Source organism: Sinorhizobium fredii, assembly GCF_002944405.1.
Taxonomy (GTDB): Bacteria; Pseudomonadota; Alphaproteobacteria; order Rhizobiales; family Rhizobiaceae; genus Sinorhizobium; species Sinorhizobium fredii_C.
The window spans coordinates 3,642,852-3,667,116 of the sequence record NZ_CP024307.1 but is presented as its reverse complement, the minus strand read 5'-3'; the positions used below and the strand labels follow the sequence as shown (position 1 = coordinate 3,667,116).

At 64.8% G+C, this 24,265-nt stretch carries 16 protein-coding genes and 2 pseudogenes; 10 read left to right on the top strand and 8 right to left on the bottom strand.

Going from position 1 to position 24,265, the window contains the following annotated elements; all coding sequences use genetic code 11:
• The first annotated feature begins 45 nt into the window (after positions 1–45).
• The 3 genes from fdhF to NXT3_RS17970 are packed head-to-tail and all read left to right on the top strand — an operon-like array spanning position 46 to position 4,099.
• Entirely contained in the window at positions 46–2,925 is a 2,880-nt protein-coding gene (fdhF, locus tag NXT3_RS17980) for a formate dehydrogenase subunit alpha (RefSeq protein ID WP_097526182.1), read from the top strand.
• A gap of 8 nt (positions 2,926–2,933) precedes the next feature.
• A complete protein-coding gene (fdhD, locus tag NXT3_RS17975; protein ID WP_104839802.1) occupies positions 2,934–3,848 on the top strand; it encodes a formate dehydrogenase accessory sulfurtransferase FdhD in 915 nt (304 codons plus the stop codon).
• Between the two features lie 20 nt (positions 3,849–3,868).
• Positions 3,869–4,099 carry a formate dehydrogenase subunit delta gene (locus NXT3_RS17970; RefSeq protein WP_037417624.1) on the top strand — a complete coding sequence of 77 codons (231 nt, stop codon included), beginning with the start codon at positions 3,869–3,871 and terminating at the stop codon, positions 4,097–4,099.
• An 89-nt stretch (positions 4,100–4,188) separates the two neighbouring features.
• Here the strand turns inward: NXT3_RS17970 and NXT3_RS17965 are convergent.
• The 4 genes and pseudogenes from NXT3_RS17965 to rocF form a co-directional block, all read right to left on the bottom strand.
• A pseudogene (locus NXT3_RS17965) lies at positions 4,189–5,407 on the bottom strand (methyl-accepting chemotaxis protein); the annotation flags it as partial.
• A 3-nt stretch (positions 5,408–5,410) separates the two neighbouring features.
• Positions 5,411–5,890 carry a chemotaxis protein CheW gene (locus NXT3_RS17960; RefSeq protein WP_037417621.1) on the bottom strand — a complete coding sequence of 160 codons (480 nt, stop codon included), beginning with the start codon at positions 5,888–5,890 and terminating at the stop codon, positions 5,411–5,413.
• A gap of 193 nt (positions 5,891–6,083) precedes the next feature.
• Entirely contained in the window at positions 6,084–7,289 is a 1,206-nt protein-coding gene (rocD, locus tag NXT3_RS17955; protein WP_104840033.1) for an ornithine--oxo-acid transaminase, read from the bottom strand.
• Between the two features lie 65 nt (positions 7,290–7,354).
• The gene (rocF, locus tag NXT3_RS17950) at positions 7,355–8,278 is read right to left on the bottom strand and encodes an arginase (protein ID WP_097526183.1); all 924 of its coding nucleotides are present in this window, start codon (positions 8,276–8,278) and stop codon (positions 7,355–7,357) included.
• A 138-nt stretch (positions 8,279–8,416) separates the two neighbouring features.
• Between rocF and NXT3_RS17945 the strand changes: the two genes are divergently transcribed.
• A complete protein-coding gene (locus tag NXT3_RS17945; RefSeq protein WP_037417614.1) occupies positions 8,417–8,851 on the top strand; it encodes an Lrp/AsnC family transcriptional regulator in 435 nt (144 codons plus the stop codon).
• A gap of 92 nt (positions 8,852–8,943) precedes the next feature.
• Positions 8,944–9,423, top strand: a complete 480-nt coding sequence (locus tag NXT3_RS17940) for a VOC family protein (protein ID WP_037417610.1) — start codon at positions 8,944–8,946, stop codon at positions 9,421–9,423.
• A gap of 202 nt (positions 9,424–9,625) precedes the next feature.
• On the opposite strand, the gene NXT3_RS17930 is transcribed toward NXT3_RS17940, so the two are convergent.
• From NXT3_RS17930 to NXT3_RS17920, 3 genes and pseudogenes are all read right to left on the bottom strand, one after another.
• Entirely contained in the window at positions 9,626–15,247 is a 5,622-nt protein-coding gene (locus NXT3_RS17930; RefSeq protein ID WP_104839801.1) for a translocation/assembly module TamB domain-containing protein, read from the bottom strand.
• 209 nt (positions 15,248–15,456) lie between these two features.
• The gene (locus tag NXT3_RS17925) at positions 15,457–17,370 is read right to left on the bottom strand and encodes an autotransporter assembly complex protein TamA (RefSeq protein ID WP_104839800.1); all 1,914 of its coding nucleotides are present in this window, start codon (positions 17,368–17,370) and stop codon (positions 15,457–15,459) included.
• A gap of 304 nt (positions 17,371–17,674) precedes the next feature.
• A pseudogene (locus tag NXT3_RS17920) lies at positions 17,675–18,468 on the bottom strand (DUF899 domain-containing protein).
• Between the two features lie 224 nt (positions 18,469–18,692).
• Between NXT3_RS17920 and NXT3_RS17915 the strand changes: the two are divergent.
• Both NXT3_RS17915 and NXT3_RS17910 read left to right on the top strand, forming a co-directional pair.
• Positions 18,693–19,283, top strand: a complete 591-nt coding sequence (locus NXT3_RS17915) for a DUF1801 domain-containing protein (protein ID WP_234828066.1) — start codon at positions 18,693–18,695, stop codon at positions 19,281–19,283.
• A 65-nt stretch (positions 19,284–19,348) separates the two neighbouring features.
• Entirely contained in the window at positions 19,349–19,759 is a 411-nt protein-coding gene (locus tag NXT3_RS17910) for a DUF1801 domain-containing protein (protein ID WP_097539678.1), read from the top strand.
• 114 nt (positions 19,760–19,873) lie between these two features.
• Here NXT3_RS17910 and NXT3_RS17905 read toward each other — a convergent pair whose 3' ends face one another.
• Entirely contained in the window at positions 19,874–20,125 is a 252-nt protein-coding gene (locus tag NXT3_RS17905) for a YMGG-like glycine zipper-containing protein (RefSeq protein WP_014766143.1), read from the bottom strand.
• 426 nt (positions 20,126–20,551) lie between these two features.
• On the opposite strand from NXT3_RS17905, the gene NXT3_RS17900 reads away from it, so the two are divergent.
• Genes NXT3_RS17900 through NXT3_RS17890 form a run of 3 tightly spaced genes read left to right on the top strand, consistent with a single transcriptional unit; the run spans position 20,552 to position 24,258 of the window.
• Positions 20,552–21,040, top strand: a complete 489-nt coding sequence (locus tag NXT3_RS17900) for a (2Fe-2S)-binding protein (protein WP_097526186.1) — start codon at positions 20,552–20,554, stop codon at positions 21,038–21,040.
• A gap of 58 nt (positions 21,041–21,098) precedes the next feature.
• Positions 21,099–23,444 (top strand): xanthine dehydrogenase family protein molybdopterin-binding subunit, encoded by a 2,346-nt coding sequence (locus tag NXT3_RS17895; RefSeq protein ID WP_104839799.1) that lies wholly within the window; start codon positions 21,099–21,101, stop codon positions 23,442–23,444.
• Positions 23,445–23,460: 16 nt separating this feature from the next.
• Positions 23,461–24,258, top strand: coding sequence for an FAD binding domain-containing protein (locus NXT3_RS17890; RefSeq protein WP_104839798.1), 798 nt, complete (start codon positions 23,461–23,463; stop codon positions 24,256–24,258).
• The last annotated feature ends 7 nt before the right edge of the window (positions 24,259–24,265 follow it).

Sequence of the window (24,265 nt, the reverse complement as noted above, 5' to 3'; positions counted from 1 at the left end):
AGGGGGGCGAGCCCTCGCTGAACGCAATTTCTCAGGAGGCCCAGAATGTCTCTCGTTCATGAAATCAATTACGGCACTCCTGCTTCCAAGTCCGAAAAGCTGGTGACGCTGTCGATCGACGGGCAGGAGATCACCGTGCCAGAAGGCACGTCGATCATGCGGGCGGCGATGGAAGCGGGCATCGAGGTGCCGAAGCTCTGCGCTTCGGACATGATGGATGCCTTCGGCTCCTGCCGCCTCTGTCTAGTCGAGATCGAGGGCCGGGCCGGCATGCCGGCTTCCTGCACGACGCCAGTCGCACAGGGCATCAGCGTCTCGACCCAGACGCAGCGCCTCAAGGACGTTCGTCGCGGCGTTATGGAACTCTATATTTCCGACCACCCCCTCGACTGCCTCACCTGTGCGGCCAATGGCGATTGCGAGCTGCAGGACATGGCCGGCGCCGTCGGCCTGCGCGACGTGCGCTATGGCTATGACGGGTCCAACCACGTCAAGGCGCGCAACAACGGCGAGATCAATCGCCAATGGGCGCCGAAGGACGAATCCAACCCCTATTTCACCTTCGATCCGGCGAAATGCATCGTCTGCTCGCGGTGCGTGCGCGCCTGCGAGGAAGTGCAGGGCACCTTCGCGCTGACGATCAGCGGCCGCGGTTTCGATTCGCGCGTTTCCGCCGGCATGAGCGAGGATTTCGTCTCCTCGGAATGCGTCTCCTGCGGCGCCTGCGTGCAGGCCTGCCCGACGGCGACGCTGACGGAAAAGTCGGTGATCGAGATCGGCCAGCCGGAGCATTCGGTCGTGACCACCTGCGCCTACTGCGGCGTCGGCTGCTCCTTCAAGGCGGAGATGCGCGGCGAGGAGCTGGTGCGCATGGTGCCGTGGAAGGACGGCCAGGCGAACCGCGGCCATTCCTGCGTCAAGGGCCGCTTCGCCTATGGCTATTCCAGCCACAAGGACCGCATCCTCAATCCGATGATCCGCGACAAGATCAGCGATCCCTGGCGCGAGGTGACCTGGGAGGAGGCCTATGCCCATGTGGCTTCCGAGTTCCGCCGCATCCAGTACCAGTACGGCCGCGATTCGGTCGGCGGCATCACCTCGTCGCGCTGCACCAACGAGGAGACCTATCTGGTGCAGAAGCTGGTGCGCGCCGGTTTCGGCAACAACAATGTCGATACCTGCGCCCGCGTCTGCCATTCGCCGACCGGCTACGGCCTCAACCAGACCTTCGGCACCTCCGCCGGCACGCAGAATTTCGACAGCGTCGAGCACACCGACGTCGCGATCATCATCGGCGCCAACCCGACCGACGGTCACCCGGTCTTTGCCTCGCGGCTGAAGAAGCGGCTGCGCGAGGGCGCCAAGCTGATCGTCATCGACCCGCGCCGGATCGACCTCGTCCGCTCGGCCCATGTCGAAGCCTCGTACCACTTGCCGATCAAGCCGGGCACAAACGTCGCCATCCTGACGGCACTCGCCCATGTCATCGTCACCGAGGGCCTTGCCGATGAAGCCTTCATTCGCGAGCGCTGCGACTGGTCGGAATTCGAGGACTGGGCCGCCTTCGTGGCCGAGCCCTATCACAGCCCGGAAGCGACCGAGGCCCATACCGGCGTCCCGGCTGAACTGGTGCGCGGTGCAGCGCGCCTTTACGCCACCGGCGGCAATGGCGCCATCTATTACGGTCTCGGCGTCACCGAGCATAGCCAGGGCTCGACCACGGTGATGGCGATCGCCAACCTCGCCATGGTGACCGGCAACATCGGCCGGCCGGGTGTCGGCGTCAACCCGCTGCGCGGCCAGAACAACGTGCAGGGCTCCTGCGACATGGGCTCCTTCCCGCACGAACTGCCAGGTTACCGGCACATATCCGACGACGCCACGCGCGAAACCTTCGAGAAGCTCTGGGGCGTGACACTCAACAACGAGCCGGGTCTGCGCATCCCGAACATGCTCGACGCGGCGGTCGACGGCACCTTCAAGGGCATCTACATCCAGGGCGAGGACATCCTGCAGTCGGATCCGGACACCAAGCATGTGGCCGCCGGCCTCGCGGCAATGGAATGCGTCGTGGTGCAGGACCTCTTCCTCAACGAGACGGCCAACTACGCGCATGTCTTCCTGCCGGGCTCGACCTTCCTCGAAAAGGACGGCACCTTCACCAATGCCGAGCGCCGTATCAACCGCGTGCGCAAGGTGATGCGGCCGAAGAACGGCTATGCCGACTGGGAGGTGACGCAGAAGCTCGCCCAGGCGATGGGATTGGACTGGAACTATGGTCATCCGTCCGAGATCATGGACGAGATCGCCGCAACGACGCCGACATTCGCGCTCGTCTCCTATGACTATCTCGACAAGATGGGCTCGGTGCAGTGGCCCTGCAACGAAAAGGCGCCGCTCGGCTCGCCGATCATGCATGTCGACGGCTTCGTGCGCGGCAAGGGCAAGTTCATCCGTACCGAATATGTGGCGACCGACGAGAAGACCGGCCCGCGCTTCCCACTGCTGCTCACCACCGGCCGTATTCTCAGCCACTACAATGTCGGCGCCCAGACGCGGCGTACCGACAATGTCGTCTGGCACCCGGAGGACCGGCTGGAGATCCACCCGCACGATGCGGAGCAGCGCGGCATCCGCGACGGCGACTGGGTCCGGCTTGCCAGCCGCTCGGGCGACACGACGCTCCGGGCGCTGATCACCGACCGCGTCGCGCCGGGCGTCGTCTACACCACCTTCCATCACCCGACGACGCAGGCGAACGTCATCACGACCGACTTCTCCGACTGGGCGACCAACTGCCCGGAATACAAGGTGACGGCGGTGCAGGTCTCGCCCTCGAACGGTCCGACCGACTGGCAGCTCGACTATGACGAGCAGGCCCGCCAATCGCGGCGGATTGCCGGCAAGCTGGAGGCAGCGGAGTAGGAAGCGCGATGGCAGGAAAACGACGCCCGCCTCCCATAGCCGCCACCGTCGGCGCGGCGGAAAGGAGCCGCTTCACGACGACGGCGAAGGTTCCGGAAGTGGCGCGGCGGGCGGGCGTGCTCGTCTCGCAATCGCGCCTCGTGCCGGAGGAGACGGCGATCGCGCTCACCTATGGCGGCTCGACGCATGCGGTGATGATGGCAACGCCCGCCGATCTCGAGGATTTCGCCGTCGGCTTCAGCCTGACCGAAGGCATCATCACCGACCCGGACCAGATCGACGACGTCGAGGTCATCGCCGAGGACAAGGGCATCGACCTGCAGATTCGCCTCCGGGACGAGCAGAACGAGGCGTTGCGCCTGCGCCGCCGCCATATGGCGGGGCCTGTCGGCTGCGGCCTTTGCGGTATCGAATCGATCGAGCAGGCGGTTCGGACGACGTCGGATGTTTCCGGTTCGTCGCTGCGGCTTTCCGATGAGGATGTCGTCCGCGCCGTCGGGATGCTCAACGGTCAGCAGCCCCTGCACCTAGAAACGCGCGCCGTTCATGGTGCTGCCTTTTACGTGCCGGGCCGGGGGCTGATAGCGGTTCGCGAGGATGTCGGCCGCCACAATGCGCTCGACAAGCTGACGGGGGCCGCCGCGCTGGCCGGCTTCAGGGGCGACCAAGGCGCCGTCGTCGTCACCTCGCGGGTCTCCGTCGAGATGGTGCAGAAGACGGCGATCACCGGAAGCCCGGTGATCATTGCCATTTCGGCGCCGACGGCGCTTGCCATCCGCACGGCGGAGCAGGCCGGCATGACGCTGATCGCGCTGGTGCGCGGCGACGAGTTCGAAATTTTCACCCACCCCGAGCGCTTGGAGCGGGACGAGGAGGAGCGGGCGCCGTTCTCCCCGCGCGCCTCTCGCTCTGAACCATTTTGAGAGAAGCGGAGCTGTCGCCGATGTCTGCAAGTACCAACGCCAAGCTCATCTACATGGCGAACCAGATTGCCACCTTCTTTCAGAGCCAACCGGCGCATGAGGCGGCGCAGGGCGTGGCGACGCATATCAACAAATACTGGGAGTCGCGGATGCGTCGCAAGCTGTTCGAGCACATCGAGCACGGCGGCGAGGGATTGAACCCGCTGGTGCTGGAAGCCGCACCGAAGATCCGGAAGCCGGAAGCGGCGTAGGCCAACAGCAATATCAGGCATTTAACCGGCAAGGGAAGGCGGCACAGGTGCCGCCTTCCCTTGTTCGAGCGCGAAGTTCGGGGGTGCGCTCAGAAATTCTGCCAGCCTTCGGCAGCCGAAACGACCGCGAGGTTTCCCTTTTGGACGCCTCTTGCCGCCCTCGGCGCGCGTAGCCGAGCCGGTGAGGCGGAAGTCTCGGCGTGCACTTCGGCCGGACGACCGGCCATAGCCTGGCCGATGCGGAATTGCCGAAGAAGGTCGTAGAGAGCCTCTGCCTCGCGCGACATGGCGTGGCTTGCGGCGGTGCTTTCCTCCACCATGGCTGCGTTCTGCTGGGTTGCCTGATCCATCGCGTTGACCGCCTGGTTGATTTCCCTGAGGCCCGTCGCCTGTTCCCGCGCCGCTTCGACGATCGCCGAGACGTTAAGGTTGATCTCCTGGACCTGCCGTGCCCGTCTGTCCGACCAGCGAGACGCGTTGCGGACATGCTCGCCGGAGGTGGTGATCAGCGCCTTGATATCCTTCGCGGCGCTTGTCGATCGCTGGGCCAGTTCCCGCACTTCGGTCGCCACCACCGCGAAGCCCTTGCCGGCCTCGCCGGCGCGCGCCGCCTCCACGCCGGCATTGAGCGCCAGGAGGTTGGTCTGGAAGGCAATATCCTCGATGACGCCGATGATGTTGCTGATTTCGCGACGATTGCGCGATCTGGTCCATCGCGCCGATGGCGTTCTGGACGACCAGTTTCGAGTGTTCGGCTCCATCCTTCGCCTTTGCAACGAGCAGGCCGGCTTCCTCGGCTCGGCGGCTCGAATCGGCGACGGTGGTAGTGACTCGTCGAGTGCCGCGGCCGTTTCCTCGACAGATGCGGCCTGCTGCTCGGTCCGCTTCGACAGGTCGTCGGCGGCGGATCGGATCTCGCGTGCGCCCCCGGCAATCGCACCGGCGTTTTCGCCGACCGTTTGCATGGCGCGACAGAGGCGGACGACCGCATCGTTGAAGTCGCTGCGGCACGGCCTCCATGCTCGGCACGAATGGCGTGTCCAGTGACCGGGTCAGGTCGCCCTCCGCCAGCGACCGCAGGCCGGCGCCGAGCGTGTTGATCGCCGCCATGCGTTCGCTGACATCGGTCGCGAACTTGACGACCTTGTAGACCTTGCCGTTCGGATCGCGGATCGGGTTGTAGGCGGCCTGGATCCATATCTCCTTGCCGCCCTTGCCATGGCGGACGAATTCGCCGGCGATGAACTCGCCCTGGGCAAGCCGCCTCCAGAACTCGCTGTACTCGGCGGTCCGGGCATAGTTCGGCTCGCGTCAGGCGGCGAGGTCTTCCACCTCACGCTCCTTGAACATGCGGGCGAGGTTGAGGAAGCAGATCATGCCGCTCTCGTTGGCGATGATGCCTTCCGCGAAGCTCTTGTCGAAGGAAGCGGTGACTTCCGGCACCGGCTGCACCTGGTTGCCCTGCACCGTCAGGATGTCGGAGACGCGGTCGACGACAAGGCCGATCACCATGTTGTGGACTTCGGCGACAACGATGGCGCTGCGCTCGTTGGCAACGGTCGATTTCATGCCGAGCTTGTGGGCGAGGTCAATGATCGGGATCACCGTGCCGCGCAGGTTCATGACGCCGATCACTTCCGGCGGCGAATGCGGGATCGGCGTCGACGGCGCCCAGCCGCGGATTTCGCGGATCGTCGTCGTCTTGACGCAGAATTCCTGATCGTGGAGGCGGAACGCGATGATCTCCAGCGTCTCGCCGTCAAATCCAGCCGTTTTCAACGTGCCTGTCATTTAAAGCTCCTTGCCGTCGGCGCCCGCAAGGCGCGACTTGGTGATGGGGTCCGCCGACGACATCCGGCGACGCGCAAGCCGCATCATGCGCGGGGAGCCCGCCTTGCGCTTTGGCGGACATCCTAGTCCGGGATTCGTTAAGAGTTGCTTTTTGCGAGGCCCTGCAAGGCCGGCCCTCCCCGCCGATGCCGACTCAGACGGAAGCGAGCACCGCCGCAAAGTGCTCGAGCGCCCAGTCGACCTCGCCCGCAGTGATGACGAGAGGCGGGGCGATGCGGATCGTGTCGCCATGGGTGTCTTTGGCGAGGATGCCGCGCTCCTTCAGCGCCTCGCAATATTTACGGGCGCCGCCGGCCTCGGGCACGAGTTCCACGGCGAGCATCAGGCCGCGGCCGCGGACTTGCCTGATGATGTTGGAGCGAATGTCCGTCAGCCCGGTCATGAGGCGCTCGCCCATCAGCGCCGAATTCTCGATCATGCCCTCTTCGGTGAGCACGCTCAGTGCCGCCCTGGCGATCGCGCAGGCGAGCGGGTTGCCGCCGAAAGTGGATCCGTGCTGGCCAGGTTTCAGGACGCCGAGAACCTCCGAATTGGAGAGCACGGCAGAGACAGGGTAGAAGCCGCCGGAGAGCGCCTTGCCGATCAGCGTCACATCCGCCTCGATGCCCTCGTGCTCTTCCGCAAGCAGCTTGCCGGTGCGGCCGAGGCCGGTCTGGATCTCGTCGAGTACGAGCGTGATGCCGTGCTTGGTGCAGAGTTCGCGCACCGCCTGGAAATAGCCGGTGGGCGGCACGATGACGCCGGCCTCGCCCTGGATCGGCTCGACCAGAAAGGCGACGGTGTTTTCGCTGATCGCCGCTCGGAAGGCGCCGATGTCGCCAAAGGGGACGATCTTGAAGCCGGGTGCGAAAGGGCCGAAGCCGTCATGCGATTCCGGATCGGTTGAAAAGCCGACGATGCCGATCGTGCGGCCGTGGAAATTGTTGGAGCAGACGATGATCTCGGCGCGATCGTCGGCAACGCCCTTGACCTCGTAGCCCCATTTTCGGACCGCCTTGAGCGCCGTCTCCACCGCCTCGGCGCCGGAATTCATCGGCAGCACCTTGTGCGAGCCGGTGAGGGCGGCGACCTCCTCATAAAAGAGAGCTAGTTGGTCGTTGCGGAAGGCGCGCGAGGTGAGCGTCAGCTTCTGCGCCTGCTCGACCATCGCCCTGAAGATCTTCGGGTGGCAATGGCCCTGGTTGACGGCTGAATAGGCGGATAGGCAGTCGAGATAGCGGTTGCCCTCGATGTCCCAGACATAGACCCCTTCGCCGCGCGTCAGCACGACGTCGAGCGGCTTGTAGTTGTGGGCGCCGAGCAGGTGTTCGGTCTCGATCAGGGCTGCCGTGGTCTTCATCATTCCCCTCCGCTATCTCCTTCCGGCCGCCGCTTCGGATCGGCGGAGGTCCGGATCGATCATTCTCAGGCGCTCCGGGTCGGCCGGTCAAGGATGCGGCGGCCGAAGAGGCTTGCGGTCAGTTCCACCAGGATGCGGGCGCTCTTGCCGCGGTCGTCGAGGAACGGGTTGAGTTCGACGACGTCGAGCGAGGAGACGAGGTCGCTGTCGCAAAGCATCTCCATGATAAGATGGGCCTCGCGAAAGGTGGCGCCACCCGGCACGGTGGTGCCGACCCCCGGGGCAAACTCCGGATCCATGAAATCGACGTCGAGGCTCACATGCAAGAGGCCGTTGGCGGCGCGCACCTCGTCGAGGATCTGACGCATGATATGGGCCATGCCGATCTCGTCGACGGCGCGCATGTCGAAGACATTGACGCCGTGTTCGGCGATCTCCTCGCGCTCGCGTGCATCGACCGAGCGGATACCGACCTGGTAGACCCTTTTCGGATCGACGAGCGGCCGGTTCGACTGAAGGATCGGGGCGAATTCCGCCTCGCCGCAGAAGAAGGCGACCGGCATGCCGTGCATGTTGCCGGAGGGCGAGGTCGAAGGCGAATTGAAATCCGCATGAGCGTCGAGCCAGAGCACGAAGAGCGGCCGGCCAACCTCGTGTGCATAGCGCGCCATGCCGGAGACGCTGCCCATCGAGAGGGCATGGTCGCCGCCGAGAATGATCGGAAAATGCCCCTTGCGCGCCGTGTCGTGCACGGTGTCGTTGAGCGCCCGGGCAAAGGCGGCGACCATCTGCAGATTGTTTGCGCCCGCATGGTTTGGAAGGTCGCGGGCCGGCAGCGGCGTTAGGTCGCCTTCGTCGTGAACGGTGTGGCCAAGATCCGCGAGGACCGTGTCGATGCCGGCGATCCGGAGCGCCGTCGGGCCCATCGCAGCGCCGCGACGCCCCGAACCTTCCTCGATGGGTGCACCGATCAACGTGATGGTTTTCATGTCCTTCTTCCCTCGCTCGAATCTGTGAGTCCGGCAGAGATTATCGCCAATAGCTGTGACGGCAAAAAGATGGAAAACTGCCGATAAGAAGGCTACTCTTCTCACTATGAAAAGCAATGTTCGACAAAATGACAGAGAATGGACGACCTCGACCAGGCCCTGATCAGCGCCCTTCGGCAAAATGCGCGGACACCGGTTTCGACGCTGTCGGCGATGACCGGCGTTTCGCGCGCCACCATTGCTGCCCGCATCGACCGGCTGGTGAGGAATGGAACGATCGCCGCATTCACCATCCGGACGGGATCGGAAATCCCCGCCTCGGGGGTTCGCGCCGTCGTCATGATCGAGGTTCACGGCAAGATGGCCGACCGGGTTGCCGAGCAGTTGCGCGGCCTGCCGCAGGTGAGGGCGCTGCACAGCACCAACGGGCGGTGGGACTTCATCGCCGAGCTTGAGGACCGCGACCTCGCGAGCTTCGACGAGACCTTGCGCCGCATCAGGCTAATTGATGGGATCACCGTCACTGAAACGAACATCCTGCTCAAGACGAGCAAATTGTCCGGCGCGTTTTAGTCGCACGGATTCGGGCTGCGCGGACAATTTGTTCTTGATTTGTTCTAATGCTCGTATAGGATGCTCCGTCTCAGCGAACAAGGGAGGATGTCATGGCCATTTCCGGTGGCGGCCCAATGGCGCGACAGATCTGCATCAAACTGTTCGTCAGGCATGGAGACGAGGAGCGGGCAATCGCCTTCTATCGCGAGGTTTTCGGTGCAGAGCTCCTCCAGCGCCATGAATGGAGCGGCATTCTGACGAGCGCTGATCTCAGCATTGGCGACTCGATCTTCCGGGTCGCCGGCGCCAATCCGCGCCGCGATGCCGAACCGCATCTCGGGGGACCGCGCTCGCCGCATGCGCTCGGCACCACCGCGGCGATCCTCGAGCTGCAGATCGACGATGTCGATCGTGTGCTCGCCCGGGCAATGGGCGCCGGCGCCAGCCTGCGTAACGCCGTCGAGACCCTGCCGACCGGCGACCGTGTCGCCGCCCTCATCGACCCGTTCGGCCATATCTGGGCACTGTTCACGGCGGTCGACGAGAGTGAATTTTTGAATGCCTTTGGGGCTGACAGGAATGCGGCTTGAGAGAGGATTGTGTTCCTGACCCAAGGCCCCACCCCAACCCCTCCCCACAAGGGGGAAGGACTTCGATGCCGCAGCCGCTTCCTCTCTTTTTTGACCGTTGCAGCCGTCTCATAAGAATTGCGGGACTGGAGGAGGGCGCTGCGCGTTAAGCCCCTCCCCCTTGTGGGGAGGGGTTGGGGAGGGGACTTTCCTCAAGCCCCGATTAATACTCTCTCTCGAAGAAAATACCGCCGGCAGCCGAACCATCGCCGGCTGCCTCGCCTTTCAGTTTCACGCCGCGGCCGACATCGAGGTTGATGATCGCCTTACTGGAGGCCGAGTCGGAGCCCTGCTGCAATTCGAGATAGGTCCGGTCGTTCAAATACTTGCCAGCCCGCACCTGGGCGCCGCCGCTCTCGTCGGTGGTGATGTCGAGGTCGTCGACACCAAGCTTGTTGCGCAGGCCGTCGAGCAGCGACGTCGAGCCGCCGCCGGCAAGCTGGCTGACGGCGGAGGCGAGTTGGGCGATCTGGAACGCCGAAAGATTGTTGAGCGAGCGGTTGAAGATCAGCTGTGCCAGGATCTCGTCCTGCGGCAGCGCCGGCGAGGAGGAAAAGGTCACCGTCGGGTTGTTGGCCGGCCCGGCAATGTTGACCGTGATGGTGGTCGAGCCCGCGCTCGAGGTGGCGTCGAGGTCGAGCGTCGGAATGAGGTCGCCGCCGAAGCCGATGTGACCGTCCGTGAAGGTCAGCCTCTTGCCGAGGATTTCGAGCCGGCCGCGCCGCATGTCGAAATCGCCGGAGACGATCGGCCTGACGGCGGTGCCGCGGATCGTCAGGTCGCCACCGAGCTCGGCATCGATGCCGCGTCCGCGGACGAAGAACTGCCCGGGCGAACGGACCGCGAGATCGAAGGCGATGACGCCGCCGGCATTGACGCCTGCACCGCCCGACGAGGACGTTTCCCTGCGCACGTCGCGTGCCATCTGCCGCACGCCGGCCGGCGCATTCCGATGGTGGATGTCGATCGCCGACAGCGAGGTCGGCAGTTTTTCCGGCACGGTGATCGCCGCCCTGTGGATCGTCAGCTGGCCGCCGAGCGTGGGCGTCGCGACGAGCGGACCTTTCAGCGTCAGATCGCCGGCAAGATTGGCGGTGAAGAGCGTGCCGTCGACATAGGTGGCGTTGTTGAGGCGGATTCTGAGGTCGGCCGGGAAGTTGGAACCGGCTGCAATGTCGACGGTGCCGCTCGCCTCGATCGACCCGCCGCTGGCGAGATTGCCGGAAAGCCGGCTGATCGTCGCCTGCCGGCCGTCGAGCGTAACGTTGGCCGCAAGGTCGTTGAGGGCAAGATTGCGCCGGACATCGAGGAGCCGGCCGCCGGTGGTCGCAACCGTGCCGGTGATCTGCGGCGCGCGGGCCGGACCGGAAAGGGAAAGATCGACCCGGGCCGAGCCGGTGAGGGTGAAACCTTGCTCCGCCAGCTTGGCGGCAAGCAGCGCGAAGGGCACGTCGCCGGCGAACTTCATCGACATCGGCATACTGCCGGCGACATCGACATGGCCGCCGCCCCGGAAGGAGAGGCCACCCGGCCCGGAGATGGTCGCGTCGAGCGTGACGCGATTATCGGCAAAGCGGCCTTTTGCCGCGATTTGGAGCCCCGATACGCCGGCGCCGCGCGCGGCCGAGACCGAAGCGCCGCTCCATCTCAGATCGTAGTTGACGACCGGCGCTGCGGCAGTGCCGCTGATCTCGACCGTTCCGTCGATCGTCCCTTCGGCGCCGAGCGTCGCCGCGAAGGTGTTGATCAGCGCCGCGGGCAGGGCATTGAGCTTCGCGGAAATGTCGAGCGTCGCGCCGGCCGTGCCGGCGACGGCAATCGTACCCTTGGACGCCTGGATGGTGAGGTCGCCGAGGCGGACGGTGCCGTTGTCGATAGCGACGACGGTCGGCTTGGCAAGCTTCAGCGGCAATCTCCGCGGGGCTGCCGAAAACGAGGCGAGACGGATCTCGGTGCGGCCGCCGGCGCTTGCCAGATCGCCCTTGGCCGAGAGCGGAGCGCCGTCATATTGGCCGGCGATCTCGAACCCTGTTCGGCCGCCCTGCTGGTCGAAGGCGAGGTTGACGGCGGAGACGCGGTTCTGCCCCTGGGCAACGCTCTCGGCCCTGACGCTGCCACGGATTGCCAGGGCGGCGATATCGGCGATGCGGATATCCGCCACGGGCTTGGTGATCGTCAGCGCGTCGCGCTCTATGCTGCTGCCGCTGGCCTTGACGGATACAGAAGTGATGCCGTTCGAGGTCGCGACCGTCGCCGATCCTGAAAGGTCGCCGGACGCCTTCTGGCCGGCCATGGCGGCGACCAGGCCGAGATCGGGCAGGTTGAAGTCGACGGTGCCGTTCGGCTTGAAGTCCGCCGTGAGCTCGATCGCGCCGGTGACGCGGTTGTCGCCGATCTTAGCCTCGAGCGTCGGGATGGATGTGCGGCCATCCGCCGATATCACTTCGGCCCTGACGTCGATCGGCTGGCCGTCGAGCCCGCCGGTGGCGGTGAGCTTCGCCTGCGGGCTGCCCGGCTTGACCGTTGCGTCGGCGGTGACCGTCAGGTCCGTCAGCGATCGGCCGGCAAGCATGGCGCCGCTCGAGGTCAGCTCTCCCTTGACGGCGAGCGCGTCAAGCGGGCCGGAAATCTCTGCGTTGAAGCCGGCCTTTCCTTGCGCGTCGGCGAGCAGCTTGCCGAGATCGGGCAAGGTGCCCTCGACATCGGCCGTCAGCTGACCTGCCGCGATCGTCGCCGAGCCGTTGGCGTTGACGGTGCCGGACTCGACCTCGAGGGCGCTCAGCCTGACGCTGCCATCAGCGCCGGTCTCGACCTTGCCCGAGACAGTCACCGGCGTGTCGAATCTCGCGGCCAGGCCACCCGGCAGGAAGCTCGGTTCGGCACGCACGTCGAAGGTCGCCGTTGCCGCTTTTTCGGCGCGGGCGAGGCTGCCGGTGAGATTGCCGCGGAAGCCGGGGCTCTCGATCACCGTCGGGTCGAAGCTGATCGCCGCCTCCGTGACGGAGACCGTGCCCTTGGCGGTCAGGTCCTGCGCGGCAAGACCGCCGGCGCGCAGCGAGGACATCGAGGCGCCGCTCCAGGCGAGGTCGTAGGCGACCACCGGCGCCTGCGCCTCGCCGTCGATATCGACGGTGCCGGCAATGGTGCCCTCGGCACCGAGCGTCGGTGCGAAGGTGTTGATGAGCACGGCGGGCAAGTCGTTGAGATTCGCGCTGAGGTCGAGCCGGTCGCCGGCCGTGCCGGAGACGGCGACGGTACCCGTCGATGCCTGGATGGTGAGGCCGTCGAGCCGAGCCGCGCCGTTCTCGATCGCGATCACGGTCGGCGCTGCAAGCTGCAGCGGCAGGCGCCGCGGCGCCGCAGAGGCGGAGGCGAGGCGGATTTCGGTGCGGCCGGCCTCGCTCGTCAGTTCGCCCGAAGCCCTGAGCGGTGCGCCGTCATAGAGGCCCTCGGCCGAGAAGCCGGTGCGGCTGCCCTGCTGTTCGAAGGCGAGATTGAGGTCCGCGATCCGGTTTTCACCCTGCGCAACGCTCTCGGCGCTGACATTGCCCTTGATGGTCGGCCTGGCAATATCGGCGATAGCGAGATCTACCGCCGGTTTAGCGATCGTCAGCGCGCCGCGCTCTACGCTGTTGCCATTGGCTTTGAGCGCCACCGAGGTAACGCCATTTGCGGTCTCGAGCGTCGCCGAACCGGCGAGGTCGCCGGATGCCTGCTGGCCGGCCATGGCGGCAAGCAGCCCGAGATCCGGCACGTTGAAGTCGAGCTTGCCGTTCGGCTTGAAATCGGCCGTCAGGTCGATCGCACCGGTCAAGCTGTTGCCGCCGATTTTCGCTTCCAGCGTCGGAACGGCGGTAAGACCGTCCTTCGAGACGACGTCGGCGCGAATGTCGATCGGCTGGCCGTCGAGCGTGCCGGTGGCGGTGAGCTTCGCTTCGGGGCTGCCCGGCGTCGCCGTCGCATCGGCGTTGATCGTGAGTTCGCTTAAAGTACGCCCGGCAAGCGTCGCGCCGCTCGACGTGATCTCTGCCTTGACGCCGAGCTTGCTCAAGGGCCCTGATGCGGCCGCCTGGAAATCCGCGCTGCCCTTCACGTCAGGCAGAAGCCGGCCAAGCTCCGGTAGCGTGCCCCTGATATCGGCCGTCAGCGTCTCGCCCGAAAGCGTCAGCGAGCCGGAGGCTTCGACGGCTTCGGATTTGACATCGAGGCCGCTCAGCTGGACGCTGCCGTCCTCTTCGGTCACCAGATTGCCGGAGACGGCGATCGTCTTTTCGAATTTTTCGGCAAGCGCCGGCGGCAGAACTGCCGGCACTGCGAAGAGCTTGAAGGCGGCTTCGAGTGTGCTGTCGGCGCGATCGAGTGCGCCGGTGACGGAACCGCCGATGCCGGGGCTTTCAAGCGTCAGCGGATCGAAATGGATGGCATCCGGCGCGATCCCGATCGTGCCGGCGAGCTTCATCGGCGCCTGTATCGCCCGATCGAGATCCGCGTTTGCGAACCGCGCCTCGCCGATCTCCACGGTTGCCTTCAGCGATCCGGCCTGCATTTCCAGGTTGAAGGCGTCGCTTTGCGCCGCGAGCCGGATGGCGCCGAGACTGCCTTGAGGCAGTCCGAGCGAGACGACGTCGGCGGCGACGTCGAGGATCGCCGATTGTCCCTCGCCGATCAGCGACAGGTTCGCCGTGTTGACCCGTGCTTGCAGCTCGCCATCCTTCAGCGGCCAGCGGAAATCGAACGGACCGCTCGTGCCGGCGACGCTTGCCTGAAGATTGTTCTCGCCGCGGCTGTCGACCGTGCCCGAGGCGTTCAGCGTCAAGGCGCCGGTCGCAAGCTTGCCCGCTTCGATCCGGACCTTGCTCTTTCCGTCGAAGGCGGCGGTCAGGTCGATGCTGGTCGATCCCTCGAAAAGCGGCCTGAAAGCGGCCGGCATCAGCTGGGCGAAAGCCCCGCCGCCGGTGAGCTTCAGATTGTGCATGCCGTCGGCGGCTAGCACGTGCCGGCCTTCCAACCGGAGAAGCTCGCTGCCGTCGAGCGATGCGGTGCCGGAGCCCGTCCAGTCGGAGAGGGGGCCTTGTCCGGTCACCTGGATATCGACTGCCGGTTCGCCCGGCAGCCGCAGCAGCTTGGCGAGCAGCCCGCCCTTCGGCTCGGCGATCTCGGCCTCGAGCCTCAGCTCGTTTCCGGCCGGATTGAAGACGAGATCGGCGACGGCGCGTGCTTCCGGGCGGTCGCGCTCGGCTGCATCCAAGGCGAGCGCGATCCTCGAATTCGTCGCGTCGACCCTGCCTTTCGCGGTTAGGAACTGGTCCTTGCCGGCGATCGCCTTGCCGATAACGATCTCTTTGAGATCGAAGGCATCGATTTTCACGTCCACGGGCAATGCGAGTGTCCGTCGGACCTCTTTCGTTTCGGTGGAGGGGATCGGCAGCCGTTCGAGGCGTACGGAAGCCGCCGAGATGCTGCTTGCATCGAAGCGCATCGACAGAAGCTCGGCCGGCAACCAGTTCACCGAGAGGTCGCGGACCTCCGCATAGATTCCCTCGCCGTCGAAGAGCGTCACCGTTCCGGCGGTGAAGTCACCGGTGAGCAGCGCACCCGGATCGGAGATGCGGACGATCTGGTCAGGGGTCGCCGCATATTTTTCGATCGCCCAGGCGACGACGCGTGCGCCGGGCACGGTGAAGCCGAGAAAGGCGACGAGGAGAAACAGCGCAACGACGACCACGCCGAGAAAGGCGAAGACGTAGCGCAGCGCTGACCGAAATGTGCCGATGACCTGATTCATGTCCTATCCATAGACCATGTTACGCCGCTCTGGAATCGGCAGGACGGAAGCTCATCGCCCGCAGGCGGATTTGCCTACTGCATGTCTTTGTCCGTAAATCGACCTGGACTTAGGGACAAAGACATGCAGCAATTCAAAGTGCTACAGCGACCTTTGCGCGTCTGATAAGACGCGCGGCGCTGTAGTTTACCATGGCATTGCCGCGCGCATCAGAAAGATTGTCCGATGCCCGCATATATCCCGTATTCGGTGCCGCCCGGATATTTGTTGAGCGGCACCGCGAAATCGAGACGGATGGGCCCGAAGGGCGTCGCATAGCGCAGGCCGATGCCGGCCCCGGCGCGGATGTCGGAAAAATCCGGCGCCGTGCTCGTCGAGACGCTGCCGGCATCGATAAAGGGCACGACACCGATCGTATCGGTTACCGCAATCCGGACCTCCAGCGAACCGTTCACATAGGAGCGGCCGCCGGTCTCCTCGTTGTCGTCATTGCGCGGGCTGATCTCCTGGAAGGAATAGCCGCGCACCGAGCCGCCGCCGCCGAGGAAGAAACGCCGGGTTGCCGGAATGTCGGAAAGTTCGTCGCCGCCGACGAGCACGCCGGCGCCGAGCTTGCCGGCCAACACGAAGCGATTTTCGCTGCCCGGCGCGTAATAGGCGGAGGCGGAGGTCTCGAAGGAGCTGAAGAAGGTCTGACCTTCGATCTCGTAGCTCGGCTTCGCGTTGATCATCGCCCGGTAGCCTTCCGTGGGGTTCAGCTTGTCGTCGCGGGTGTCGCGGACATATTCGAGCGGGATCGCGGCCGTCAGATAGGAATTCGAGCCGAAGGCGTCGTCGATATCGGCCCAGCTGAGCTCGGCGCCGACGGAAACGGTATCCTCTGGCGTAAGCTCGAAGCCGGCGCCGGCCGCGGCGGTGATCGTCTTGGCGTTATAGGCATCCGGATCGACGATTGCCGCCTTGAGGCTTGCCGTGAACGTCGATGCCGGACCGAAGGCGCCGGGCTTGGCAAAGAGAATACCGGCCGAATAGTCGAGCCCGCCGACATCCGTGGTCTCGCCGATCCGGTCGACGGAGCCCTCGATCCGGAGCGACTCGGCCCGGCCGAAGAGATTGCGATGGCCCCAATAGCCCTGCAGACCGAGCCCGTCTGTCGTCGATACCTGGCCGCCGAATCCGAAATAGCGGTGCCTGCCCTCCGACACCTGGATGTTCATCGGGATGGTGCCGTCGGGAGCAAGCTGATCAGCCTCGACAATGGTGACGCTGGAGAAGACGTTCAGCGTCCTGAGCCGCTCGGCGGCCTTGCGGATGTTTTCCGGCGAATAGGGCCGGCCATGGTTGAGCCGCGAATAGTCGCGAACGAAATTCGGGTCGACGGTCCTGGTGCCGGTAACCGTGAGAGCGCCGACCGGCGCGACCGGTCCGGATTCGGCCCTGATCGTCACGTCGACGGTGGAGGTGGCATGGTCGGCGACGACGCTGCGCTCGGTGATCTTGGCAAGTGGCCGGCTCTGTTCCTTGAGATCGACGACGATCTGCTCTCCCGCCTTGATGATCAGCGTGGAGTCTGCACGGGCGCCGCGTGTGAGATCATAGGTCGCCGGGTCGAGCCCTGCCGCATCGCCCTCAAACCTCACCGAGCCGAGAGTGAAGGCTGGACCCGGCGCGACGCGCACGGTCACCGGCACGGCCTGGCCATCGGGGAAGGAGGGGTCGGGCGGCAGGCTGTCGATGTCCTGGCCGTTGATCAGGATCGTCACGGTGCCGCCGTAGCGCGCCTTTTCGTAGAGCGCGGCGAGCAGCCGCTCCCGGTCGTCGCGCGCCTTGATCAACAGGCCGAGGTCGCCGGAGACCGGCTTTTCCTGATCCTGATTGAGCTGCGAAGCATTTTCGAGCGCCTCGCGCAGCTCCTCATCATCCGTTCCAGGCTCGAATGTAAGCGTGTAGTTGACCGGGTCGAGAACCTGGACCTGCTCCTCGGCGCTTTCGAAAAAGCGCATGCCGAAGATCCGGATCGCCTGCGCTTGGCCGGCGAAAATCGGGCCGAGCGCCGTCGAGGCCGCAAGCGCGAACACTGTCGCCGCCTTCAAATACGCAGTACTCGAGCGTGGTGGAGACATCCTCCGCATCCCGTTTCAGGCGACTCTTTACTCAATGCCTGCATGTGCGGCAATGGGCACTCTAGCAGGGCAAAGTTTTCCATTTGTTAACGATCAGGGCCGGTTGCATCCACCCTGCAGCGGCGATTCGGGTCGGATTCTGGCCAAAAAGGACTCGTTCTGTGGTGCTTCGGGCACAAAGAGCGGCGGGTAGGCGGCTGGGGAGGATCGGGGCCGCAAGCGGCCGTCGCAGCGATCCTGACGACCTGAATGAACGGTGTGCGTTCGCTTCGCCGCCCGTCGTATCCGCCGGAACCGGCCCGCCTCATGGCTTCCTGCTCGCCTCCTGCTTCCGGAATGCCGCCTCTCCGTCGCTCGATGCTCGGTCTACTTCTTGTCTGGAGCCTCGCTTTCGACGTAGCTGTCGTGCCAGTTCCACCACTTGTAGGGCGGGGTCTGGGGATAGCCCTCGGGTGAATCCTCCCAGACCTCCTGCCGGCCGAGGGGCGTTAAGTCGAGATAGTTCCAGGTGCTCCCCATCTGCTCGTCGCCGCGGTTGTTGATGAAATAGGTGCGGAACAGGCGGTCTCCGTCACGATAGAACACGTTCGTGCCGTGCCATTCGTCAACGCCGAAACCGGCGTCGAAGCCGTCCGTAATCGTAAACCATGGGATCTCCCAGCCCATCCGCGCCTTCAGCCGCACGATGTCCGCCTGCGGCGCCCGTGATATAAAGACGAGGGTGGTGTTACGAGCATTGAGGTGGGCGAGGTGGGCGACCTGGTCGGCCACCATGGAACAGCCTACGCAGGCGTGGTTGGGCCAGCCTTCCACGCCGGGCTCGAAGAAGGCGCGGTAGACGATCAATTGGCGCCGGCCGTCGAACAGGTCGAGCAGGCTCACTTTGCCTGCTGGCCCCTCGAAGACATAGTCCTTCGTCACAGCCATCCAGGGCATCCGCCGGCGCTCGGCGGCGAGCCGGTCACGGGCGCGTGTCAGGGCCTTTTCTTTCACGAGCAGATCTTCGCGGGCCGCCTCCCAAGCCTCCGGCGCAACGACCGGTGGTGTGGGCATGGCAGGCTGTCCGCCCGTCGGTTGCTTCTCGGCTGATGTGGTCATGGCTTCCTCCTCGGTTGCCGCGCCTCATGGCTGAGCGCGCGTTCCGTTCGGTTCATCACAATTGCTTGTTACACAGTCTTGCACACAAGTGTGGCGGCAACCCGATGCAAGGCTGATTGGAGCCCGCGTCGTTCGGCGCCAATTGATCGGTATCCTCGCCAGTCGAGTTGACTGGAAGTTGAGGTATTCGTGACTATGTATTCGTCTTTCACGGGAGTGAGCGGATGGCCGACAAGGCGAGAATGGAGAAGAAGGCCGACACCAAGCGCATGTCTGCGAAAGCCAAGTCGCCCGAGCCGGCTGCCAAGTCACCCGCCCGCAAGCCTACTAAAGCCGCGGCGAAGGCATCTCCGGCGCGCTCCGCAATGCCTGAATCCACCGCAGAAAACAGCGAAAGCGCGGAAGCGGCGACGAAGCCGAAGCTTCTCTCAGGCGGCAATCCGCAGATCGCCAAGGGCTACGGCGACGCGCCGGTGCAGGCCTATATCGCCGCAATGCCCGGCTGGAAAAGCGATCTCGGACGCCGCCTCGACGCGCTGATCGAGCGGACCGTCCCCGATGTCCGCAAGGCGGTCAAATGGAACTCGCCGCTCTATGGAATGGAGGAGCAGAGCTGGTTCCTCGGCATTCACTGTTTCACGAAATACATCAAGGTGGCGTTCTTTCGCGGCACCTCGCTGCATCCGGTGCCGCCAGGCGAGTCCAAACAGAGGGAAGTGCGGTACCTGAACATCCATGAGGACGAGGAGCTGGACGAGGCTCAGTTTGCCGCCTGGGTGAAGAAAGCCAGCCAATTGCCCGGCGAACGCATGTGAGCGGAGAGGGCAAGGGCGTGCGCGACGGCAATCATGAAGAGAGTGAAACAACCATGGAGAAGAGGATGGAAGGGGAAAACTCTCCCTCGCAGCTGATCGATGCGAGGATAGAAGAGCTGGGCGACTGGCGGGGCGAGACGCTCGCCCGCGTGCGAAAGCTTATCAAGGATGCCGACCCGGACGTGGTCGAGGAGTGGAAGTGGCGGGGCGTTCCGGTTTGGTCGCATGCCGGAATCATCTGTACCGGCGAGACCTACAAGAGCGTCGTCAAGCTGACCTTCGCCAAGGGTGCTTCGTTGGAGGATCCTGCGAGCCTGTTCAACTCCAGCCTCGAAGGCAATACCAGGCGCGCCATCGATATCCATGAGGGCGAAAAGATCGACGAAGAGGCGTTGAAGGCGCTCATTCGGGCGGCCGTGGCACTGAACCTATCGTCAAAGGCTGGTCACCCCCAGAAAAGATCGAAGAGCGCCTGAGAATCATCGTGCAATCGGCCCAATGACGGCGCCGCAATCCCGCCAAATGACTCCACGCAAAAAGAAAGCCCCGGATTGCTCCGGGGCCGTTCGTTCGATGATTGCCGGTGGCGATCAGCAACGGTCGATATAGCGGCGGCCGTAGCGGTCGCGGTAGTAGCACTGGCCGGGCTGCTCGGTGACGTTGCCGATCACGGCGCCGGAAACGCCGCCGATGGCGGCGCCGACCGCCGCGCCGCGCACGTCGTTCGTGATGGCGCCGCCGATGATCGCGCCCGACGCCGCGCCGATGCCGGCACCCTTCTCCGTCTGCGTGCAGCTTGCAACCGACAGGGCGACCAGAACAAGTGCGATGGCTTTCTTCATGTTGTCCTCTCCGATCTCTACGGATGTCAGCCTGTCGCTTCGTCCGTCTCTTGGGTGGTGGCGGCGAGACGCGACCCGCGTCCCTCCACTTGAACTTGCAATGCGGAAAATACCCCGCCGCCCAGGAAAGTCCACTGGAGGCGGCGCGGTCGTCCGGCCGCAAGATAATGCGATCCTTCCTGAACAGAAGATGAAGGCGCTGTTTCCGCCGTTACATGCGTGACGGATTTTTTTGCCCTTCTGCGGCCGAGACGGTTGCGACATTCGGCAAAAAGACAAATGATACAACGTCGACAATGGTCCGGGAGGAGCGGACCACTGGCAAAGGGCATTGATATCAGGGCGCGTACTTTCAGTCGCGTGAACATATCTCACCCGATTCGAAGCCGCGCTCGCCCTGGTACGGACCGACCCCGGAGGAGCGAAATGGCGAAAGTAACAATGACGGTCAACGGCCGCCAGGTAAGCGGCGTCTGCGACGACCGGACGCTGCTGGTGCACTTTATCCGCGAAAATCTCGGACTGACCGGTACTCATGTCGGCTGCGACACGTCGCAATGCGGTGCCTGTGTCGTCCATATGAACGGCCAATCGGTGAAGAGCTGTTCCATCCTTGCGGCGCAAGCCGCAGGTTCGGCGATCACGACTATCGAGGGATTGGCGCAAAATGGCGAGCTCCACCCAGTGCAGGCAGCCTTCAAGGCGCATCACGGCCTGCAATGCGGCTTCTGCACGCCCGGCATGGTGATGACGGCGGTCGACATGATCAGGCGTCACGGCAGCGGTCTCGACGAGGCGACGGTCCGCTTCGAACTCGAAGGCAATATCTGTCGCTGCACCGGCTACCACAACATCGTCAAGGCGATCCTCGCCGCGGCCCAGGAAATGGGCGGCGTGCGTCAGGCAGCGGAATGAGCGGCACGCCGCTACCGGCAGAACCAATCCAGCTGAATGTCTCGGGAGGAGATAGGCAATGGGCGTTGATGGCATCGGCGCGCGCGTGGCGCGCAAGGAAGACAGGCGTTTCCTGACGGGCAAGGGGCGCTATACGGACGACATGTCGGTTCCCGGCATGAAATATGCGGTCTTCGTGCGCAGTCCGCATGCGCATGCGACGATCACCGGCATCGACGCGACCGCCGCCAGGGCGATGCCGGGCGTCATCGATGTGCTCGACGGGAAGCAATTGCTGGCCGACGGGATCGGCAACCTGATCTGCGGCTGGATGATCCACTCCAAGGACGGTTCGCCGATGAAGATGGGCGCCTGGCGGCCGCTGGCCGACAAGACGGTGCGTTATGTCGGCGACGCCGTGGCGATCGTGGTGGCCGACAGTGTCGCCGAGGCGCGCGATGCGGCCGAAGCGGTGGTCGTCGACTACGACCTCCTGCCGGTGGTCACCGATCCGCTGCAGGCGCTCGCCTACGGAGAGCCGCAGCTTCACCCCGAGGCGCCCAACAACCTGATCTTCGACTGGGAGCTGGGCGATGCCGCGGCCGTCGACCGGGCGCTTGCGGCCGCGGCCCATGTGACCGAGCTCAAAATTTACAACAACCGCCTGGCGCCCAATCCAATGGAGCCGCGCGCCACGCTCGGCATCTACGACGCCGGCGACGATCACTATACCTGCTACACGACCAGCCAGAACCCGCATCTGGCGCGGCTGGTAATGAGCGCCTTCTACAATGTCGCACCGGAAAACAAGCTCAGGGTGATCGCCCCCGACGTCGGCGGCGGCTTCGGCTCGAAGATCTATATCTATCCGGAGGAGATCGTCTGTCTCTGGGCCTCGAAGCGGACCGGCGTGCCGGTCAAGTGGACCTGCGACCGCACCGAAGCCTTTCTCACCGACGCCCATGGCCGCGACCACGTCTCGACCGTGAAGATGGCCTTCGATGCCGGCAACCGGATCATCGCGCTGAAAGTCGACACCATCGCCAATCTCGGCGCCTATATGTCGCTCTTCTCTTCCTGCGTACCGACCTATCTCTACGCGACGCTGCTTTCCGGTCAGTACGACATCCCGGCGATCCACGCCAATGTCCGCAGCGTCTATACCAACACGGTGCCGGTCGACGCCTATCGCGGCGCCGGACGACCGGAGGCGACCTACCTGCTCGAGCGGACGATGGAGACGGCGGCGCGCGAGCTCGGCATTTCGCCGGCGGAACTGCGTCGCACCAATTTCATCCGCTCTTTCCCGCACCAGACGCCGGTGATCATGAACTACGATGCCGGCGACTACGAAGCCTCGCTCAACGCGGCGATGACGACGGCAGACTGGAGCGGCTTTGCGGCCCGCAAGGCCGAGGCCGAAGGGCGCGGAATGAAACGCGGCATCGGCATGAGCTGTTACATCGAGGCCTGCGGGCTTGCGCCCTCGGCGGCGGTTGGTTCGCTCGGCGCCGGCGTCGGACTGTGGGAATCGGCCGAGGTCAAGGTCAACATGGCCGGCACAATCGAGGTAATGACCGGTTCGCACAGCCACGGCCAGGGGCATGAAACAACCTTCGCCCAGCTCGTCGCCGACCGGCTCGGCCTGCCGATCGACAGCATCAACATCGTCCATGGCGACACCGACAAGGTGCAGATGGGCATGGGCACCTACGGCTCACGCTCCGGCGCGGTCGGCATGTCGGCGCTGGCCAAGGCGCTCGACAAGGTCGAGGCCAAGGCGAAGAAGATCGCCGCGCATCTGATGGAGGCGGACGAGAGCGACATCGTCATCGAAGACGGGGCGCTGAAGGTCGCAGGCACCGACAGGTCGGTCCCCTGGTTCCAGATGGCGCTTGCCGCCTATACCGCCCATAACCTGCCGCCGGGACTCGAGCCGGGGCTGAAGGAGAGCGCCTTCTACGATCCGGCCAACTTCACCTTCCCGGCTGGCTGCTACATCTGCGAAGTGGAGGTCGATCCGGAGACTGGCCGCACGCATATCGTCCAGTTCGTCGCGGCGGACGATTTCGGCAACATCATCAATCCGATGATCGTCGAGGGCCAGGTGCATGGCGGGCTGGCGCAAGGCATCGGCCAGGCTCTGCTCGAGGGGGTCCGCTACAATGACAGCGGCCAACTGCTGACGGCGAGCTACCTGGACTACGCGATGCCGCGCGCCGACGACGTCCCGTCGTTCAACGTGTCGACCTCGAACACCCCCTGTCCGAACAATCCGCTCGGCGTCAAGGGCTGCGGCGAGGCTGGCGCGATCGGCTCACCGCCAGCGCTGATCAACGCGATCACCGACGCGATCGGCAACAATCAGCTGACGATGCCGGCGACGCCGGAAAAGGTCTGGGCAGCGGCTCAAGCCGCGCACTGATCGGGAGGAACTTAGGATGTATGAGACCAACTATCACAGACCCTCCTCGATCCAGGAAGCGGTGCAGATGATGGGCGCCGCGGCGGAGGGCAAATATCTCTCTGGCGGCATGACGCTCATCCCGACCATGCGCTTGCGGCTCGCCGCGCCGAGCGATCTTGTCGATCTGCGGCACATCACCGAGTTGAAAGGGATCGCCGTCGACGGCCGCTCCGTCCGGATCGGCGCTGCTGCGACGCATGAGGAGGTCGCCATCTCAGCCGAGCTCGGCGCGGTCTGCCCGGCCCTCTGCGACCTCGCCGGCCACATCGGCGACCCGGCGGTGCGCCACATGGGAACGATCGGCGGCTCGATCGCCAACAACGACCCGGCGGCGGACTACCCGGCCGCGATGCTGGGGCTCGATGCGGTGATCGTCACCGACCGGCGTGAGATCAAGGCGGACGACTTCTTTACCGACCTGTTCGAAACGGCGCTGGAGGAAGGAGAAATCATCACCGCCGTGCGCTTCGACGCGCCGGCCAAGGCTGCCTATCAGAAGTTCGCCAACCCAGCCTCGCGATACGCCATGACCGGCGTCTTTGTCGCCCGGCGCGACGACGGCAATGTCCGCGTCGCGGTGACGGGAGCCGGCTCCAACGGCGTCTTCCGCCATAACGGCCTGGAGGCGGCGCTTTCCGCCAACTGGTCGCCGGATGCGGTGGCGAATGTAGCGGTCGACGCATCGGATTTGCTGACAGACCTTCACGCCAGCGCCGCCTACCGCGCCAATCTCGTCAAGGTTATGACCAAGCGTGCCGTGGCGGCTGCCTGAGGACGCG